At 59.4% G+C, this 18,573-nt stretch carries 15 protein-coding genes; 6 read left to right on the forward strand and 9 right to left on the reverse strand.

What is annotated here, in order from left to right; all coding sequences use genetic code 11:
- Nucleotides 1-8: 8 nt before the first annotated feature.
- From ACR0J4_RS10520 to ACR0J4_RS10540, 5 genes are all read right to left on the reverse strand, one after another.
- Nucleotides 9-1,286, reverse strand: a complete 1,278-nt coding sequence (locus tag ACR0J4_RS10520) for a DUF3422 domain-containing protein (protein ID WP_170747314.1) — start codon at nucleotides 1,284-1,286, stop codon at nucleotides 9-11.
- 107 nt (nucleotides 1,287-1,393) lie between these two features.
- On the reverse strand, nucleotides 1,394-1,750 hold the full coding sequence (locus tag ACR0J4_RS10525) for a VOC family protein (protein ID WP_170554273.1): 357 nt from the start codon (nucleotides 1,748-1,750) through the stop codon (nucleotides 1,394-1,396).
- Between the two features lie 159 nt (nucleotides 1,751-1,909).
- Complete coding sequence (locus ACR0J4_RS10530) at nucleotides 1,910-3,361, reverse strand: NAD(P)(+) transhydrogenase (Re/Si-specific) subunit beta (RefSeq protein WP_170375069.1); 1,452 nt, start codon at nucleotides 3,359-3,361, stop codon at nucleotides 1,910-1,912.
- 13 nt (nucleotides 3,362-3,374) lie between these two features.
- Nucleotides 3,375-4,946, reverse strand: coding sequence for a Re/Si-specific NAD(P)(+) transhydrogenase subunit alpha (locus ACR0J4_RS10535; RefSeq protein WP_170643013.1), 1,572 nt, complete (start codon nucleotides 4,944-4,946; stop codon nucleotides 3,375-3,377).
- Between the two features lie 130 nt (nucleotides 4,947-5,076).
- Nucleotides 5,077-5,526, reverse strand: a complete 450-nt coding sequence (locus ACR0J4_RS10540; protein ID WP_170467948.1) for a methyltransferase family protein — start codon at nucleotides 5,524-5,526, stop codon at nucleotides 5,077-5,079.
- Between the two features lie 193 nt (nucleotides 5,527-5,719).
- Between ACR0J4_RS10540 and kynU the strand changes: the two genes are divergently transcribed.
- Complete coding sequence (gene kynU, locus ACR0J4_RS10545; protein ID WP_170643014.1) at nucleotides 5,720-6,913, forward strand: kynureninase; 1,194 nt, start codon at nucleotides 5,720-5,722, stop codon at nucleotides 6,911-6,913.
- Here the strand turns inward: kynU and ACR0J4_RS10550 are convergent.
- On the reverse strand, nucleotides 6,906-7,484 hold the full coding sequence (locus tag ACR0J4_RS10550; protein WP_170643015.1) for a TetR/AcrR family transcriptional regulator: 579 nt from the start codon (nucleotides 7,482-7,484) through the stop codon (nucleotides 6,906-6,908). The two genes, kynU and ACR0J4_RS10550, sit on opposite strands and share 8 nt — an antisense overlap.
- A 97-nt stretch (nucleotides 7,485-7,581) precedes the next feature.
- Between ACR0J4_RS10550 and ACR0J4_RS10555 the strand changes: the two genes are divergently transcribed.
- Nucleotides 7,582-8,046, forward strand: a complete 465-nt coding sequence (locus ACR0J4_RS10555) for a (2Fe-2S)-binding protein (RefSeq protein ID WP_170643016.1) — start codon at nucleotides 7,582-7,584, stop codon at nucleotides 8,044-8,046.
- A gap of 3 nt (nucleotides 8,047-8,049) precedes the next feature.
- Entirely contained in the window at nucleotides 8,050-10,290 is a 2,241-nt protein-coding gene (locus ACR0J4_RS10560) for a molybdopterin cofactor-binding domain-containing protein (RefSeq protein ID WP_170643017.1), read from the forward strand.
- Between the two features lie 53 nt (nucleotides 10,291-10,343).
- Here the strand turns inward: ACR0J4_RS10560 and ACR0J4_RS10565 are convergent, their stop codons facing one another.
- From ACR0J4_RS10565 to ACR0J4_RS10575, 3 genes are all read right to left on the reverse strand, one after another.
- A complete protein-coding gene (locus ACR0J4_RS10565; protein WP_170643018.1) occupies nucleotides 10,344-11,123 on the reverse strand; it encodes a gamma-glutamyl-gamma-aminobutyrate hydrolase family protein in 780 nt (259 codons plus the stop codon).
- Between the two features lie 230 nt (nucleotides 11,124-11,353).
- Entirely contained in the window at nucleotides 11,354-11,779 is a 426-nt protein-coding gene (locus ACR0J4_RS10570) for a GlcG/HbpS family heme-binding protein (RefSeq protein ID WP_170483737.1), read from the reverse strand.
- A gap of 82 nt (nucleotides 11,780-11,861) precedes the next feature.
- Nucleotides 11,862-13,997, reverse strand: a complete 2,136-nt coding sequence (locus ACR0J4_RS10575; RefSeq protein ID WP_170643019.1) for a malate synthase G — start codon at nucleotides 13,995-13,997, stop codon at nucleotides 11,862-11,864.
- Between the two features lie 207 nt (nucleotides 13,998-14,204).
- Between ACR0J4_RS10575 and pepN the strand changes: the two genes are divergently transcribed.
- From pepN to ACR0J4_RS10590, 3 genes are all read left to right on the forward strand, one after another.
- Nucleotides 14,205-16,757, forward strand: a complete 2,553-nt coding sequence (pepN, locus tag ACR0J4_RS10580) for an aminopeptidase N (RefSeq protein ID WP_170747313.1) — start codon at nucleotides 14,205-14,207, stop codon at nucleotides 16,755-16,757.
- Nucleotides 16,754-17,182, forward strand: coding sequence for a hypothetical protein (locus ACR0J4_RS10585; protein ID WP_170643021.1), 429 nt, complete (start codon nucleotides 16,754-16,756; stop codon nucleotides 17,180-17,182). Before pepN ends, ACR0J4_RS10585 begins: the two co-directional genes overlap by 4 nt.
- 125 nt (nucleotides 17,183-17,307) lie before the next feature.
- A complete protein-coding gene (locus tag ACR0J4_RS10590; RefSeq protein ID WP_170643022.1) occupies nucleotides 17,308-18,561 on the forward strand; it encodes a hypothetical protein in 1,254 nt (417 codons plus the stop codon).
- Nucleotides 18,562-18,573: the final 12 nt, after the last annotated feature.

Genomic DNA, 18,573 nt, shown 5'->3' on the forward strand with positions numbered 1-18,573 from the left:
AGCGCCGCTCACTCCAGCCGACGCCGAATTCTGCGGACGCCCACCCAAACGGCCAGAATGACCGGAACCGTGACCAAGGCCGTCAACATTCCCTTACTGATCCCCGCGGACGTCAGAGGATAAAGCAGATAGCTGACCAGCGAGACGGCGTAGTAGCTGATGGCAACCACCGACAACCCCTCCACCGTGCGCTGCAGCCGCAGGGCCTGATCGGCGCGGCGGTCCATGCTTTCCAGCAAGGCCTGATTCTGCGCGCTGCGTTCCACGTCCACACGTGTTCTCAGAAGATCTCCGGCGCGGATGGCCCGGTCGGACAGGGCCTGTAGGCGCAGTTCCGTCGACTTCACGGTCCGCATCGCAGGGTCATAGCGGCGCATCATGAAATCGGCAAAGGTCTGCCCCCCCATGAACCGCTCTTCCCGCAAGACTTTGACGCGCTGGTTAACGATGGCCTCATAGGCGCCCGTGGCCCCAAACCGAAAGGAACAGCGTGCCGAGATCGTCTCCAACTCGGTCGAGGTTTTCAGCAGTTGCGGTAGCATATCATCGGGATGTTTGCCGCCATCGGTCATCTCGCCCATCAGCGCGGTCAGCTTCTGATCCAACTCGCCGATGCGCGGGGTCAGCGATTTGACCCGCGCAAACCCAAGCATAGACATTGCTTTGTAGGTCTCGATCTCGCACAGGCGCTGGATGATACGTCCAACCCGGCGCTCTCCGGTTCCATCCGAGACGAACAGCGCGAACCGCATATGCCCTGCCGGGTCGATACGAAAATCGCTGGCGCAGATCGCAGCATCGTCCAAAACGCGGGACACAGCAAGGCTTTCGGGTTCGAACCAATCCGGTAGCAAGTTCCGGACGACGTCATCCTCTGGACGCGGAACAACCCGTAGCAACGCAGACGTGATCCTTTGGCCGGGACTGGCCATCATCCAATCCGGCGGGAAGACTTCGAAATCGGCGGGGTTGAACGCCCGCTCACTCACGTTCTGAGAGATCGCGGTAAAGGTTACGAACTCAGTGTGTTGCTCCCACTTGAGCCAATAGCGTCCGATCTGCCCCGCATAGTGGGTCGCGTCGGGCTGAGGGTTCGGCGCGCCGTGGCGATCCAGCAGATTGATCAAATGCGCAATGTCGTCCTGCCGATCCCCTCCTTGCGACGTGCCGGGCTTCTTGATCGCCAGAAAGGCAACCGTGCATGGAACCTGCGCCACCGGAAAAGGTCGGGCGTGCAGTTCATTGGCAAGCCGATAGCGTAAAGGGTGGTCATCGATTGGCGTCATGCGGGGCTCCGATTCATCCGACACACTATACGGCACACCCAAAATACATCAATTCCCATTTTATTTCAGATACTTACAAGAATGCGACGGTATACATTCCAGCCAATTCATTGATTTGGCTGCCATAGCTCGATGGGATTGCCTTCGGGATCATGAATACGGGCGAATTTACCCACCTCGCCATCCCAATCCGGATTGGTTTCGACGGTGATCCCTGCGTCCTGTAGCTGGCGTGTCAAAGCGGCCAAATCATCAACCCTGAAATTGATCATCCACTGCTGCTCGCTTCGGCCAAAATACGCGGTATCCTGGGCGAAGGGTGCAAAGACCGTATAGCCTTCGGCCTGCTTCCAAGGGACCGGATCGTAGTGGTTTACCCCCAGGTGCATTTCATACCATTCGCTCAGCGCCTTGGGGTTCTTCGCGCGAAAAAAGACCCCGCCGATTCCGTTTACTTTCTCCATGACCTTGCTCCCACAAAGTACCCTTCAGACCTAAAATAGCATATCAAGCCTGCTTCATCTGGCTGCAATACTCTGGAGGCGCGAAGGCCAAGCCCGCTTCAAAGTAGAAAAGAAAAGGGCGCCCGCAGGCGCCCTTTGCAATTGAATTGTGCGTTTTGATCACTCGATCATCGGCAGTAGCTTGTCCAGCGACTGCTTGGCGTCGCCATAGAACATGCGCGTGTTCTCTTTGAAGAACAGCGGGTTCTCGATGCCCGAATAGCCGGTGCCCTGACCGCGCTTCGACACAAAGACCTGCTTGGCCTTCCAGCACTCCAGAACCGGCATCCCGGCGATGGGGCTGTTGGGATCTTCCTGTGCCGCTGGGTTCACGATGTCGTTCGAGCCGATGACGATGGCCACATCCGTGTCCGGGAAATCATCATTGATCTCGTCCATCTCCAGCACGATGTCATACGGCACTTTCGCCTCGGCCAGCAGCACGTTCATGTGGCCCGGCAGGCGTCCAGCAACGGGGTGGATCGCAAAGCGCACCTCTTTGCCCTTGGCGCGCAGCTTGCGGACCAGCTCGGACACCGACTGCTGTGCCTGAGCAACAGCCATGCCGTAACCCGGGATAATGACAATGCTATCCGCATCGTTCAGCGCAGCCGCCACACCGTCCGCCTCAATCGCGATTTGTTCGCCTTCGACAGCCATCTGCTCACCCTGCGGGCCACCGAAGCCGCCCAGGATCACGCTGACAAAGTGACGGTTCATCGCCTTACACATGATGTAGGACAAGATCGCACCCGACGAGCCAACCAGAGCGCCGACAACGATCAGCAGGTCGTTGCCAAGGCTAAAGCCAATCGCCGCAGCCGCCCAACCCGAATACGAGTTCAGCATCGACACAACCACGGGCATGTCAGCACCACCGATCCCCATGATCAGGTGATAGCCGATGAACAGCGCCGCCAGTGTCATCAGGAACAGCGGGAACAACCCACCCGAGCTGGTGTACCAGATCAGACAGATCAGCGAGAGACCCGCAGCCGCCGCGTTCAGCATATGACCACCGGGCAGTTTGGTCGCCGCCGAGGTCACTTTTCCGGCCAGCTTGCCATAGGCCACGACAGAGCCGGTAAAGGTGATCGCACCGATGAAGATGCCCAGGAACAGCTCAACATGCAGGATCGCCAGTTCCGCCGGGGTCTTCTTGGCGATCAGCTTTGCGAATGCACCAAGGTCGGACAGGTCCGCCTGACCCGCGCTATCTTTGATCGCCATGACCTGAGCCACGTTTCCGATCTCGAAATGCGCGTTGAAGCCGACGAACACGGCCGCAAGACCGACCAGCGAGTGCATCGCAGCGACCAGCTGCGGCATCTCGGTCATCTGGACGCGCTGCGCCACGTATTGACCGATCAGACCACCGCCGATGATCAGCAGAATGGACAGCAGCCATAGGCCTGAACCCGGACCGACAAGCGTGGCAAAAACCGCCAGCGCCATACCAACGATACCATACCAGACCGCGCGCTTGGCGCTTTCCTGGTTCGAAAGGCCGCCGAGCGACAGGATGAAAAGGACAGCCGCAACAACGTAAGCGGCAGAAGTGAAGCCAATCATATGCCCGACCTCCTTAGGATTTCTGGAACATGGCGAGCATGCGCCGGGTTACGAGGAAGCCGCCGAAGATATTGATCCCGGCCATGAACACGGACAATGCCGCCAGCAGAATAACCAGGAACGACCCGGACCCAATCTGCATCAACGCCCCAACGATAATGATCGACGAGATCGCGTTGGTGATCGCCATCAGCGGTGTGTGCAAGCTGTGCGCGACGCCCCAGATCACCTGGAAGCCCACGAAGATCGCCAACACAAAGACGATGAAGTGCTGCATGAAGCTTGCCGGAGCGATCAGCCCCACCAGCAACATCAGCGCGCCACCAACACCCAGCAGCGTGAACTGCTGCTTGGTCTGCGCCTTGAAGGCTGCGATTTCCTGCGCCTTTTTCTCTTCCGGGGTCAGTTCCTTGACCTCGGGTTTCTTCTGCGCCGCAATCGCCTGCACCTTGGGCGGTGGCGGTGGGAAGGTGATCTCACCCCCATGGGTCACGGTTGCACCGCGGATCACGTCATCTTCCATATCGTGATTGATCTGACCGTCCTTTTCGGGTGTCAGATCAGACATCATGTGACGGATGTTGGTCGCGTACAGAGAGGACGCCTGCGCCGCCATCCGGCTTGGGAAGTCGGTATAGCCGATGATGGTCACGCCATTGTCGGTCACGATCTTCTCATCCGCGACGGTCAGCTTACAGTTGCCGCCCTTTTCCGCCGCCAAATCGACGATGACCGAGCCCGGCTTCATCGCTTCGACCATATCCTTGGTCCAAAGCTCGGGCGCTTCGCGGTTCGGGATCAGCGCGGTGGTGATCACGATGTCCATCTCGGGCGCCAGCTCACGGAACTTGGCCAGCTGCGCTTCGCGGAACTCTTCCGACTGAACCGAGGCATAGCCGCCGGTGGCCGCGCCGTCCTGCTGGTCTTCTTCAAAGTCCAGATAGACAAACTCGGCCCCCATCGACTCGACCTGTTCGGCCACTTCGGGGCGCACGTCGAACGCATAGGTGATTGCACCGAGCGACGTGGACGTCCCAATCGCAGCAAGACCAGCCACACCGGCCCCCACGATCAGCACCTTTGCAGGCGGCACTTTACCGGCCGCCGTCACTTGACCGGTGAAGAACCGGCCAAAGTTGTTGCCGGCTTCGATTACCGCGCGGTACCCAGCGATGTTCGCCATCGAGGACAAAGCGTCCATCTTTTGCGCACGGGAAATACGCGGAACCATCTCCATCGCGATGACATTCGCGCCTTTGGACTTGGCAGCCTCCATCCCTTCTTCGTTCCCGGCCGGGTTGAAGAAAGAGATCAGCGTCTTGCCTTTGGTCAGACGCTTCAGCTCGGTCTCATTCGGCTGGCGCACCTTGGCGACGATATCCGCAGCTTTCCAAAGCGACGCCGCTGTTTTCATAACCTCGACACCGGCCTCTTCATAAGCCGCATCAGAAAAGCCTGCCGCAGCACCGGCACCCTTTTCGATCAGGCAGTCATAGCCCAGTTTTTGCAGCTGGCGCGCCGAGTCCGGCGTCATCGCCACCCGGTTCTCACCGTCAAAAACTTCTTTTGGCGTTCCTATCTTCAACGGAGAGCCTCCTTTACTTTCGATATGTTCGCGCGAGTTCTTTGCATCTTTCGTTCAATCCTCACCTACATTGCGAAAGATTATTTCGCAACTGCAGCATTCGTTACGTTGTGTCATTGGCAGCACACCTTCAAATCCAGCGTCGCGTCTTTTGCGCATAACGGGCGAAGTCAGCGCGAAATTTGCGGCGCAAGCGATCCTCTTCCGGCTCGATAAAGCGGCGTTCCAGGATCCAGACGAAAATCGGCACCAGAACCAGCGACAGCACCGCATCGAAACGCAGGATCAAACCGGTCAGGATAAGGACGTCTCCCAGATAGATTGGGTTCCGGCTGCGTTTGAAAATTCCGCTTTGCACCATGCTGGATGGGGTCTGGTGCGGCATTACCGTCGTTTGATGGCGGCGGAATTCGACAACCGCCAGAACAGCCAAAACAATACCGCCACCGATGAGCACGCCGCTTGCAAGATCAGTCATCCACCCTTCAAGGGACAGCCCAAAGGACAGGTGTTGCGCTTGAAACCACGCGAGGCAAGCCGCCCCCAGCAACCAGATCGGAGGGATGTCGATTTTCTGCATTCGCGCTGATTACCTGTCGATATCTCTCAAAGAAAGTGTCGTTTTCGACAGTTTGTCTACCGCTTTCCGACCTTAAGATCAAAACATCAAAAGGTCGCGGCAATTTATTTCGAAGATATGCATCGGTAGACAGCGCTTAGCGCATCCGATAGCCAACGGATATAACCAAAATAAACAACAGGGCCCAGCCGGAATGACCGACTTCAAAGCAACCAAAGCCATGTTCGAACTGCCCGAAGGCATTCTCTATCTTGACGGCAACTCTCTGGGTCCGTTGCCAAAGGCGGTTGATGCGCGTCTGCACCAGACGGCGACGCAGGAATGGGGGCAGATGCTGATTACCGGTTGGAACAAGGCCGGATGGATGGGATTGCCCACGGGTCTGGGGGATCGGATCGGATGCCTGATCGGGGCAGAGGCAGGCAGCGTTGTGGTGGGTGACACGCTGTCGATCAAAGTCTATCAGGCCGTTGCTTCGGCGTTGGAGCTGAACCCGAACCGCAAGGTTGTGCTGTCGGACAACGGCAATTTCCCATCCGATCTGTATATGGCGGACGGATTGCTGCGCTCGCTGGGCGCGGAGTACGAATTGCGCGTCGTCGCCCCGGAAGAGGTCGCTGAAAACATCACAGAAGAGGTCGCCGTTCTGATGCTGACCGAGGTCGACTATCGCACCGGCCGTATGCACGACATGAAAGCTCTGACCGAGTTGGCCCATGCCAACGGTGTGGTGACGGTTTGGGATCTGGCCCATTCTGCCGGTGCAATTCCGGTCGATCTGGCCGGGTGCAATGCCGATTTCGCGGTCGGATGCACATACAAATACCTCAACGGCGGCCCCGGCGCGCCCGCGTTCATCTACGTCGCCCCGCGCCTGTCCGACCGTGTCCGCCCCGCGCTTTCGGGATGGTTGGGGCACGAAGCACCTTTTGCCTTCGATCTCGACTATCGTCCCGGTTCGGGGATCGAGAGGATGCGGGTCGGCACCCCTCCGATCTTGCAAATGGCGGCGCTGTCTGCGGCGATGGATGTCTGGGACATGATCGAGATGGCCGATGTCCGGGCGAAATCCATCGCACTGACCGAGTTGTTCATTGCAAAGGTCGAGGCCACTTGCCCCGGCATAACCCTCGCCAGCCCACGCGATCCGGCGCAGCGTGGCAGTCAGGTCTCATTCCACTTTGCCGAAGGATATGCGGCCATGCAGGCGCTGATTGCCCGCGGCGTGATCGGAGATTTCCGCGCGCCGGACATCATGCGCTTTGGCTTCACGCCGCTTTATGTTGACGAGAACGACGTGGAACAGGCCGCAGATATTCTGGCGGACATCATCACCAACGACCTGTGGGACCAACCCGAGTACAAAATCCGCCAGCGGGTTACCTGACCTCGAGCCCGGCGCCCAGCAATTCCGCCAATTGCGAGATACGTTGCTCGAATTCAGCTGCGTTGGTTGCGGTCATCTTGACGCCCATCAGGGTCGCGGTGATGGTCTTCGCTGTCTCTTCCGGGCCGTTGGGTAGGTGGACGCGTCCGGCACTGTTTTCGCGGTGCAACCAGTCGGCATAAAGCGCGGTCATTTCCGCCTCACCCTCGGCCAAAATGTCCGAGGCGGTCGATTTGCTGGTATCCAGCATCTCGCGCCCGTGGGGAGAGGTCAGTATCTCAGCCAACCCCTTGATCTGGCCGTCAATCGCACGCGCCAAACGCTGGGACACGCTACCACTACCCGACAAGGCCCGCGATACGTTTGCGGTCTTCTCGGCGTAGTGCGCGCGCGTCAGGCTGCGGACAATCGCCTCTTTATTCTTGTAGTGCAAATAAACGGCCGGGCGCGACATACCCGCCCCTTTGGCGATATCGTCCATCGAGGTTTTGCGAAACCCATAGGCCGCGAACGCCTCAAGCGCCGACGCAAGAATGGCCTGTTGCCGCGGATCGTCCTGTTTTTCCGTCATGAAACCGATCTGACACTTTTCGTTTAATTTGTCAATTGACATACTGACACTTTCAGACAATTATGTCAGAAACCGCCACAGCTACGAGAGGTGTGCCATGGCAACCGCGCTGAAGATCAACGGCAAGCAACATCAGGTTGACCTGCCCGACGACGTCCCCCTGCTTTGGGTTCTCCGGGATGAGGTCGGCCTGACCGGAACCAAATTCGGTTGCGGTGTGGCCGCCTGTGGCGCTTGCACCGTGCATATCGATGGTGAGGCCGTGCGATCGTGTCAGGTGTCGCTGTCCGATGTCTGGGGCGATGTGACTACGATCGAAGGCATCGGTTCGCCCGAAGCGATAGCCGTGATCCAGCAGGCCTGGGTAGATCATCAGGTCGCGCAATGCGGCTACTGCCAGTCCGGGCAGATCATGCAGGCGGCGGCTTTGCTGGCCGAAAACCCCGCTCCAACCGACGCGGACATAGATGACGCGATGCAGGGCAACCTGTGCCGCTGTGGCACCTATCCCCGCATCCGCGCCGCGATCCAAGACGCCGCTGGCAAGTTGCAGGAGGCTTAAGAGATGGGCAAAGTTGGAAAAATTCTGCGCCGCACCTTCCTTATCGGCTCGGCCGCGATTGTCGGCGGTGTGGCCTTTGGTGCCTACTACGTCACCCGTCCCGCCCCAAACCCTCTGAAACCTGGCGAGGGTGAGGCCGCGCTTAACCCGTTCATTCTGATCGACCAGAATGGCGTGACATTGTTCGCCCCGCGTGCCGAAATGGGACAGGGCGTAAAGACGACCTGGGCTGCTTTGATCGCTGAAGAACTAGATGTCGATCTTGACCAGATCAACGTGCTGCACGGCCCTGCTGCGGCGGCGTATTACAATTCCGCGCTTGTTGGCGAAGGGCTGCCAAACAAGGGCTACGACATCTCGAACTTCCAGCACAATCTGGGTGAGGCGCTGGGTGTCCTCGGCAAAGCGCTGAGCCTTCAGGTCACCGGTGGCTCGACCTCGATGAAAGACGGGTTCGGGCGGATGCGGCAGGCCGGCGCGTCGGCCCGCGAGACACTGAAACGGGCAGCTGCCGACCGTCTGGAGGTTGACCCGTCGCAACTACAGACGGCCTCGGGGCATGTCATCGCGCCCAATGGCGACAAGATCGCCTATACCGACCTCGCAATGGATGCGGCCGGTCTAGAGCCGGTCGAGGTGCCTCTGCGTGACCCATCCCAATGGCGATATCTGGGCCAGACCCAACCGCGTCTGGACATGGTTAGCAAAGCCACAGGCACCGCTGAATTCGGCGTCGATGTCCGCCTGCCGGGTATGAAATTTGCAGCCGTGCGCATGAACCCCAAGCTGGGCGGCGCGATGGACGGCTATGACGACAGCGCCGCAAAAGACATGCCGGGGGTCGAACAGATCGTCGATCTAGGCACTGGCGTTGCGGTCATCGCCAACAACACATGGCTCGCCAATCAAGCGGTTGAGGCGATCGACGTGGACTGGGGGGATGCCCCCTACCCGCCGGAAACCGACGGCATATTCGCCAAGATCGCCGAAGCATTTGACGATGCACCGAACTCGACCATGCGCGACGACGGCGACGTGAGCGTCACACCCGAGGGCGCAACCGAAATCACCGCCGAATACCGCCTGCCCTATCTGGCGCACGCTACGATGGAGCCGATGAACGCCACCGCGCTTTTCACCGGAGACGCGCTGGAACTGTGGTGCGGCAATCAAGCGCCCACTCTGATCCAATTCCGCGTCGCCAATACCGCCGGTCTGGATACGGATGCGGTGCAGATCCACACCACCTATCTGGGCGGTGGGTTTGGTCGTCGTGGGGAACTGGATTTCGGCGAGATCGCTACCAAGGTCGCCATGGCGGTGCCCGGCACTCCGGTCCAGACGACCTGGAGCCGCGAAGAAGACATGCGCCACGACTACTACCGCCCTGGCGCGATCGCTCGGCTGCGCGGCGCTGTGAAGGATGGCAAAGCGGTGCTGATCGACGGCGCTGTTGCCTCGCAATCCTGTACGCAGCAAGCGGTCGAGCGCTATACCGGCATGCCCGGCGCAGGCCCTGACAAGGTTCTGGTCGAGGGCTTCTTCAACCAACCCTATGCGGTTCCGAACTACCGGATGAGCGGCCATATCGCGAAGCTCGACGTGCCTGTTGGCTTCTGGCGCTCGGTCGGCAACAGCCATAACGGCTTTTTCCATGAGACCTTCATGGATGAGATGGCCCACGCCGCAGGCCGCGACCCGCTGGAATTCCGACTGGAGTTGATGAAGACCGAACACGCCCCCTCGGCAGGTTGCCTTGAGGCCGTGAAAGAGATGTCTGGCTGGACGGGTCAAACTCCGGCTGGCGTCGGGCGCGGAGTGGCCTTTACCTACAGCTTTGGCACTCCGGTTGCGCAGGTGATCGAGGTGGTCGACGAAGACGGCACCATCCGCATCAACAAGGCGTGGATCGCCTGTGACATGGGTCTTGCGTTGGACCCAGAAAACGTCAAAGCGCAGATGTTCAGCGGGATGATGTACGGCCTGAGCGCCGCTTGCTACGGCGAGATCACCTTTGCCGAGGGCGAAGTCGAGCAGTTCAACTTCCCCGACTATGACGCACTTCGCATGCACACGGCTCCGCGGGTCGAAGTGCGCGTTCTCGAGACCAACCGCCATATGGGCGGCGCAGGTGAGCCCGGTACACCCCCCTCGATGCCGGCCTTAGGTAATGCGCTGTTTGATCTGACCGGAGAACGTGCACGAACCCTGCCGCTGATCAATCAGTTCGACCTACTGATTTGATCGCGACGCACCGGTCCGGCATCCCCTCCCGGCCGGACCGGTGCCTAAAAATTTTATGCTGTTTGTTGCAGAAACCGCGTGCTTGATCCAGCGGACCAGGCTTTGACGGCTGCGCCAAACGCCTCAAACAACGGGCGCGAGACCGGGTCATTTGCAGCATCCCACTCCGGGTGCCATTGGACTGAGAGGGTAAAGCCCGGCGCATCTTTGACATAAATCGCCTCGGGCGTGCCATCCGGTGCATGACCGTCGATCACAACATTCTGGCCTACGGCCTTGATCCCTTGACCGTGCAGCGTATTGGTCATCACTTCGCGCGCACCAAACAGCCGATGGAACACGCCGCCGTCGTTCAGAGTTACGACATGGCGCAGCGCAAACTTCTCCTCTAGCGTTCCATCAGGAGGCATCCGGTGGTTCTGCCGCCCCGGAAGGTCGCGGATCTCGGGATAGAGCGTACCGCCCATCGCAACGTTAACTTCTTGAAAACCTCTGCAAATTCCAAAGAAGGGTTGGCCGCGCTCAACACAGGCGCGTACCAGCGGCAAGGTAATCGCATCACGTGCCCGGTCGAAATCGCCATGCGCTTCGGTCGGCGGCTCACCATATTCCTCGGGGTGCACATTGGGGCGACCGCCCGTCAGAAGAAACCCGTCGCACGCGTCCAGCAATTCCTCGACCGAGACGTAACGTGGATCAGCCGGGATCAGCAGTGGCAAACACCCTGAAACATTCGCAACGGCATCCGAGTTCATGGCGCCACCGGCATGCGTCGGGTAGTTGTCATTCATCAAGTAAGAGTTGCCGATGATACCGACGACGGGTCGAGACATTCTGCTTTCCCAATTTGTTTCCTAAACGTGTGGAAAAGCTATCGGCAGGGACAACAGCGCGCAATAGCACAGGCCCTGTGTGTCAGCGCAAGTACGTGTTCAATGCCGCACATCTATTCAAACGATAGGACAGTGTGACAATCGGGCTCCCATTGCCCGCTAAACGGGCAATGCAAAAAGTCCAGTTTGGGTGAAAGAGCCTGCGCAGGCTCTCTCCATCTTCAAGGAAATCAGCTTTCGCCAACAAGGTTCGCGGCTTCGATCCCTGCCATCGCAGCAAGCACGTCATTGTCCGAGGTGTCGCCCGTCACGCCAACGGCGCCAATCACGGCCCCTTTCTTGTCGCGCAACAGCACACCGCCCGGCACCGGAACCACCTGCCCACCGTAGACGCCGTTCACCGCAGCCATGAAATAGGCCTGCGCTTCTGCCCGCTGCATCTGCGCCGTCCCGGCCATACCCAACATGACCGAGCCATAAGCCTTGCCCTGCGCAATCCCAAACCGTCCGGGGGCCGCGCCATCTTCACGCTCAAACGCAATAACATGACCGCCTGCATCCAGCACAACGACCGAAAGCGGTTTCAACTCCAACCGGCGCCCCTCTTCCAGAGCTTTGCGAATGATGGTACGCGCCTTGCGCAAGGAAATTGCCATCCCTGATCCCTTTCATCTGGCTAAAAATATCCTCGGGGAAGCGCGAGTGGGCAGACAGCCTCCTCGTTCCCGCCCTATCCACTTAACCCAAGCTGGCTTTCAACTCCAAACGGCGGGCATGCAGAACCGGCTCGGTATAGCCCGACGGTTGAACGCGCCCCTTGAACACCAGATCGCATGCCGCCTGAAATGCGATGCCATCAAAGCCGGGCGCCATCGGATGATAGGAAGCGTCACCTTCGTTCTGACGGTCCACAACGGCCGCCATCTTCTGCATCGCCTCCATCACCTGTTCTTCGCTGACAACACCGTGGTGCAGCCAGTTGGCCAGCGCTTGGCTGGAAATCCGACAGGTCGCACGGTCTTCCATCAAACCAATGTCGTTCAGGTCCGGCACTTTCGAGCATCCAACACCCTGATCAACCCAACGCACGACGTATCCGAGAATACCCTGCGCGTTGTTCTCGACCTCACGAGTGATTTCATCATCATTGAGGTTGCGTCCACCCAGCAGCGGAACGGTCAGCAAATCCTCCATCGTGCCGCGTGCCCCACCTGCGGCCAGTTCATCCTGACGGGCCAGAACGTCGACCTTTTGATAGTGCGTGGCATGCAAAGTCGCAGCGGTTGGCGAGGGAACCCACGCGCAAGTGGCGCCTGATTGCGGATGGCCTATCTTGGCCTCCAGCATATCGCCCATGCGATCGGGCATGGCCCACATACCTTTGCCGATCTGCGCCTTGCCTTTCAGGCCGCAGGCCAGACCGATATCGACGTTGCGATCCTCGTAGGACGCAATCCACGGCGTGTTTTTGATGTCGCCCTTGGGCAGCATCGGGCCTGCCTCCATAGAAGTGTGGATCTCATCCCCAGTCCGGTCAAGGAAGCCAGTGTTGATGAAGGCCACGCGCGATTTCGCGGCCCGGATACATTCCTTGAGGTTGGCCGAGGTGCGCCGTTCCTCATCCATGATACCCAGCTTCACGGTGTTGCGCGGCAGGCCGAGGATGTCTTCGACCATGTCGAAAATCTCGACCGAGAAGGCGACCTCTTCGGGTCCATGCATCTTTGGCTTCACCACATAGACCGACCCGGTGACTGAGTTGCCGCCGTCGCGCGCCAGATCATGCATGGCGATCAACGTCGTGCAGAGCGCATCCATGAGGCCCTCGCCGATCTCGTTGCCCTCGGCATCCAGAACGGCCGGGTTGGTCATCAGATGGCCCACATTGCGTACCAGCATCAGCGAGCGGCCTTTGAGGCGCCCCTCAGCGCCGTTCACGTCTGTGAAGTCAAGATCAGCCGCCAACCGGCGGGTAAATGTCTTGCCGGACTTGCTGACTTCTTCGGTCAGGTCACCCTTCATCAGACCCAGCCAGTTACCGTAGGCAACAACCTTGTCGGCTGCATCCACACAGGCCACGGAGTCCTCGCAATCCATGATCGTCGACAACGCGGACTCGAGCCGCAGGTCCGAGATGTTGGCCGGATCAGCAGCGCCAATCGCGCTGATTGGGTCGATCATGATCTGAATGTGAAGACCGTTGTTTTTCAACAGGATGAACTCGGGCTTTTCAGCGCCGCCGCCATGGCCCACAAAGCTGGAGGCGTCCTCCAGAGCAGGAACCAAAGCGCCGGCCTCAACGCTCAGCTTTGTGACGTCCGCCCAGGATCCACTGGCCAGTGGCACGGCATCGTCGAGAAACGCCTTGGCCCATGCAATGACACGCGCGCCGCGGGCAGCATCGTAGCCTCCACCCGCAGGCAAATCACCCATCGCATCCGTGCCATAGAGCGCGTCATACAAGCTGCCCCATCGGGCATTGGCGGCGTTCAAAGCAAAGCGCGCGTTGGTGATCGGTACAACCAGCTGAGGGCCCGGCGTAGCGGCGATCTCGGGGTCGACATTGGCGGTTTCGATCTGGAAGTCTTCGCCCTCTTCGACCAGATACCCGATCTCGTGCAGGAACGCTTGATAAGCATCGGCGTCGTGGTCCTGACCTTTGCGATCCAGATGCCATGCATCCAATTGGTCCTGAATCTCTTTGCGTTTGGCAAGGAAGGCGCGGTTCTTGGGACCCAGTTCGGATACCATCCGCGACAGGCCATTCCAGAAGGTCTCGGCGGTGACACCGGTGCCGGGCAAAGCCTGACCTTCGATGAATGCGACCAGAACCGGATCGACCTGAAGTCCGCTGCGTGTCTGTCTGCTGGCCATTATCTTCCTCTCCCACGAATGTACGCCACTGTATGCCGCTAGCATGTAGAGCGAAAGTTTCCGATAGGCAACGTATGCCGCTACGTTCTGGTAAGAAAATCTTACCAAAATGGCTAATCACCGTCACTGATAGCGGATATAGGCGGCTTGCAGCCCTGCCGCGATGCCCCTAACGTCGCCCTCGACCCAAGTTTTGCGAGGCCCCCGATGCGCGACGCCGCCCCCACCACAATCTATCTGAAAGACTACACCCCGTTCGGGTATCTGGTGGACAACGTGCATCTGACATTTGATCTGGCAGCAAATGCCACCCGCGTCACATCCCGCATCGCCTTTCGTCCGAATCCAGAGGCCAGCGATCGCACCTTTTTCCTGTATGGAGAGCAACTGAAGCTGATCCGCGCCTCCATCGACGGTGCCGACGTATCCCCCTCCCTCACGCCTGAGGGGCTGACGGTTGCCGCCCCCGACGCCCCCTTTGTCTGGGAGGCGGAGGTTGAGATCGACCCCGGCAATAACAGCGCGCTTGAAGGGCTCTATATGTCGAATGGCATGTATTGCACCCAGTGCGAGGCCGAAGGGTTCCGCAAGATCACCTACTACCCGGACCGCCCCGACGTGATGTCGACCTTCACGGTACGCATAAATGGCGACCTTCCGGCGCTGCTGTCCAACGGCAACCCATCCGGCAAGGGCGAAGGCTGGGCCGAATGGACGGATCCGTGGCCCAAACCCGCCTACCTGTTTGCTCTGGTCGCCGGAGACCTGATCGCGCATCCGGGCCAGTTCACCACCATGTCCGGTCGCGATGTCGAACTGAACCTATGGGTTCGCCCCGGCGATGAAGGCAAGTGTGCCTTCGGGATGGAGGCGCTCAAGAAGTCCATGAAATGGGATGAGGACGTCTACGGCCGCGAATACGATCTGGACGTGTTCAACATCGTCGCCGTGGATGATTTCAACATGGGCGCGATGGAGAACAAGGGGCTGAACATCTTCAACTCTTCAGCCGTTTTGGCCAGCCCGGAAACCTCGACCGATGTGAATTTCGAACGGATCGAGGCGATCATCGCGCATGAGTATTTCCACAACTGGACCGGCAACCGCATCACCTGCCGCGACTGGTTTCAGCTGTGCCTCAAAGAGGGCCTGACCGTTTTCCGCGATGCGCAGTTCACCTCGGACATGCGCTCGGCTCCGGTCAAGCGCATCCACGACGCCATCGACCTGCGCGCACGGCAGTTCCCCGAGGACAATGGCCCGCTATCGCACCCTGTTCGGCCCGAGAGTTTTCAGGAAATCAACAACTTCTACACCTCAACCGTCTATGAGAAAGGTGCCGAGGTCATCGGCATGTTGAAACGTCTGGTCGGGGATGAGGCCTATGGTAAGGCACTGGACCTCTATTTTGACCGCCATGACGGGCAGGCCTGTACGATAGAGGATTGGCTGCAAGTCTTCGAGGACACAACAGGCCGCGACCTGAGCCAGTTCAAACGCTGGTACAGCCAGTCCGGCACCCCGCGCGTATCCGTGGCGGAGGAATGGGCGGATGGTACCTACACGCTGACGCTGAGCCAACGCACCGACCCGACTCCGGGACAAGAGGATAAGCAGCCTCAGGTCATTCCCGTCGCTGTCGGCTTGCTGGGCCCGAACGGCGACGAGGTTCACGCAACCCAAGTGCTGGAGCTGACCGAGGCCGAGCAGAGCTTTTCCTTCGCCGGACTTGCGACCAAACCCGTGCCCTCAATCCTACGCGATTTCTCGGCCCCTGTGATCCTTGAACATGACACGTCGAATGCTGAGCGCGCCTTTCTGCTGGCCCATGACACCGATCCATTCAACCGCTGGCAGGCCGGGCGCTCGCTGGCCGAGGACACTCTGCTGCGCATGATCACCCAAGAGGCGACGCCGGATTCCGACTATCTGGATGGCCTGTTGGCCGTGCTGCGGGACGAAACACTGGACCCGGCCTATCGGGCGCTAGTGCTGGGCCTTCCGACCCAATCCGAACTGGCCGCCGCCCTGCATGACAAGGGTGTCACGCCCGACCCGATGGCCATCTGGACTGCGGTCGAGACTCTCCGTCAAGCCACTGCGCAACACGTACAGGACCTGCTTCCCAAACTGCACAGCGAAACACTTGTGGACGCCCCCTACCAACCGGATGCGGCGCAATCCGGCAAGCGGGCATTGTGCGGAGCAGCGCTTGCTCTCACCTCGCGGCTGGACGGCGGCAGCAAGGCGGCAGACGCGTACCAAACGGCCGACAATATGACCCTGCAACTGACCGCCCTGTCCTGCCTGTTGCGTGCGGGCAAAGGTGAGGCGGAACTGAGCGCCTTCTACGACCAGTGGAAACATGACCGGCTGGTGGTCGACAAATGGTTTGGTCTGCAGGTCTCGATGGCCGCCCATCAGAGAACAGTAGAGGCCGCGCGGACCCTGACAGAGCATCCCGATTTCAATTGGAAAAACCCCAACCGATTCCGCGCCTTGATGGGATCTCTGGCCATGAATCACGCGGGTTTCCATCAGGCAGACGGAGCGGGCTATGCCCTACTTGCCGATTGGCTGATTCGGTTGGACCCGGTGAACCCGCAGACCACGGCGCGTATGTGTTCAGCGTTCCAGACGTGGAAACGATATGACGCCGACCGTCAGGCGCTGATGAGCGCGCAGCTGCGCCGGATCGCAGACACGCCCGACCTGTCACGCGACACGACCGAGATGGTCTCACGCATCCTCGGCGTATGACTTCGTTCAGCTTTACACGGCAAAACCGGAACCCGCGTGTGGTGATCTTGCTGATCTGCATCTACGCTGTGCTGATCGGTCTGATCATTTTCCTGAACGCGGCTTGGTGGTTGATGGCGTTGCTGGCGCTGGCGACGCTGCCAGCGGTCTGGGATATCGTGAAAGACACTAGCGCCGGGGTCGAACTGACCGGCGAGAAACTGCGGTGGTTCACGGGCCAACGTAGCGGTGAACTGGACCTGTCCGAGGTGGAGCGGTTCCGATTTGACACCCGCTGGGATTTCTCGGTTCGCGTTTCGGCAGTGCTGAAGTCAGACAAGCGCATCCGCCTACCGGATGAGTCGCTGCCCCCACACAAAGAGCTTGAAGACGTGTTGCAGCAGGCGGGATTTACCGTTGAGCGTCATCATTTTAGGGTTTTTTGAAACAATACCAAGCCCATCGGCTAATTGATCACACCTCGGACTTGCGCGCGCAACGACTCCTTGAAATAGACACAGTTTTTGGCAAACTGGACGCGTTACACGTTTGTTACAGTTCGAGTTTTGCCATGTTTCGGTCTTTCAGGGCGGCTGCCGCCCGTATTTTCGGCTCTTCCAGTCCCACCTCTACGCCTTTGCCCGCGTCTGTTGCGGATGCAACGGCATGGCTTGTCGCCTCGGGGCAGTTGAACATCCCTATCGCGGAAACAGATGACACCGCCGGTCATCAGGTTATTGAACGCGGACGCCATCTGGCGCGTCAGGATATGTGGGGCGAACTCTCAAAAGAGATGCGGGCCGCGGATGACGCACGCGAAACAACACCCTGCGGCCAACCGGTTGCCGACCTGTTGGGGTTCGGGGCCCGGGCAGATGTTGTGCTGGCTGCGGAACATGCCCTGTCGGATGGCAGAACTCAGTCGGACTATGATTTTCTGGCGGGCATCTCTGAACTGGAGGGTGAAATTCAGAACCACCCCGATGATCCTATGATCGCCCTTGTGGTGGCATTGGCTCATATTGATTTGGCTTGGGCATGGCGTGGGACAGCAGACCCAAAAGACCTGCCTGCCCTGCATCAATCCCGGTGCGCCGCGCATTTCGACCGCGCTTCCGATTTGCTGAAGGACTGCCGCTCTGCCATGCCGAACAGCCCAGCGATTGCCGCTGCGGATTGTGCCCTTTTGGCGGGCCATGTCAGCCCACGCACCCGTGTAGCAGACAAATACGAAGAGCTGATCACGCTTGACCCGCAAAACCATCGCCACATGCGCGCCATGGGCAGTCATCTGTTGCCACGCAGGTTTGGAACCTACGACCAGCTAGAGGTGCAGGCCCTACGCAACGCCGCGCGCACTCAGAAAACATGGGGTGCTGGCGGATATACCTGGGTCCAGTTCGATGCCATTGCATTGGATGACGAAGCCTGCGCGCGCGTGGATGTTGAGTATTTTCTGGAAGGTCTGCAAGACATCGTCGAACGCCGTCCCGACCAGCAGACGATCAACCTGTTGGCGGCCTACTGTTCGGTCACGCTGCAAAACGGGATGGGCCGCAACCCAAAGGCTGACATCGCCCGCAAACAGATTTGCGAGGCCGCAAATTGGTTGATCCGCGATCACCTGACCGAGCTGCACCCCCTGATCTGGGCCCATGCGGCGAACGGGTTCAGCAACAGCCTTCGCGTCAACTCGACCGAGCGCTTCGCCGCTCGTGGCCGCCGAGATGCGCTGCGCGCGATCGCCGATCAACTGCGCGAGGAACTGCGCGATGGTCAAAGCGTGACCTTCACGCCGACGGGGTTGCAAGTCTCAGGGAACTAACCCCTTGCCCCT

This window comes from Ruegeria sp. B10, assembly GCF_056539825.1.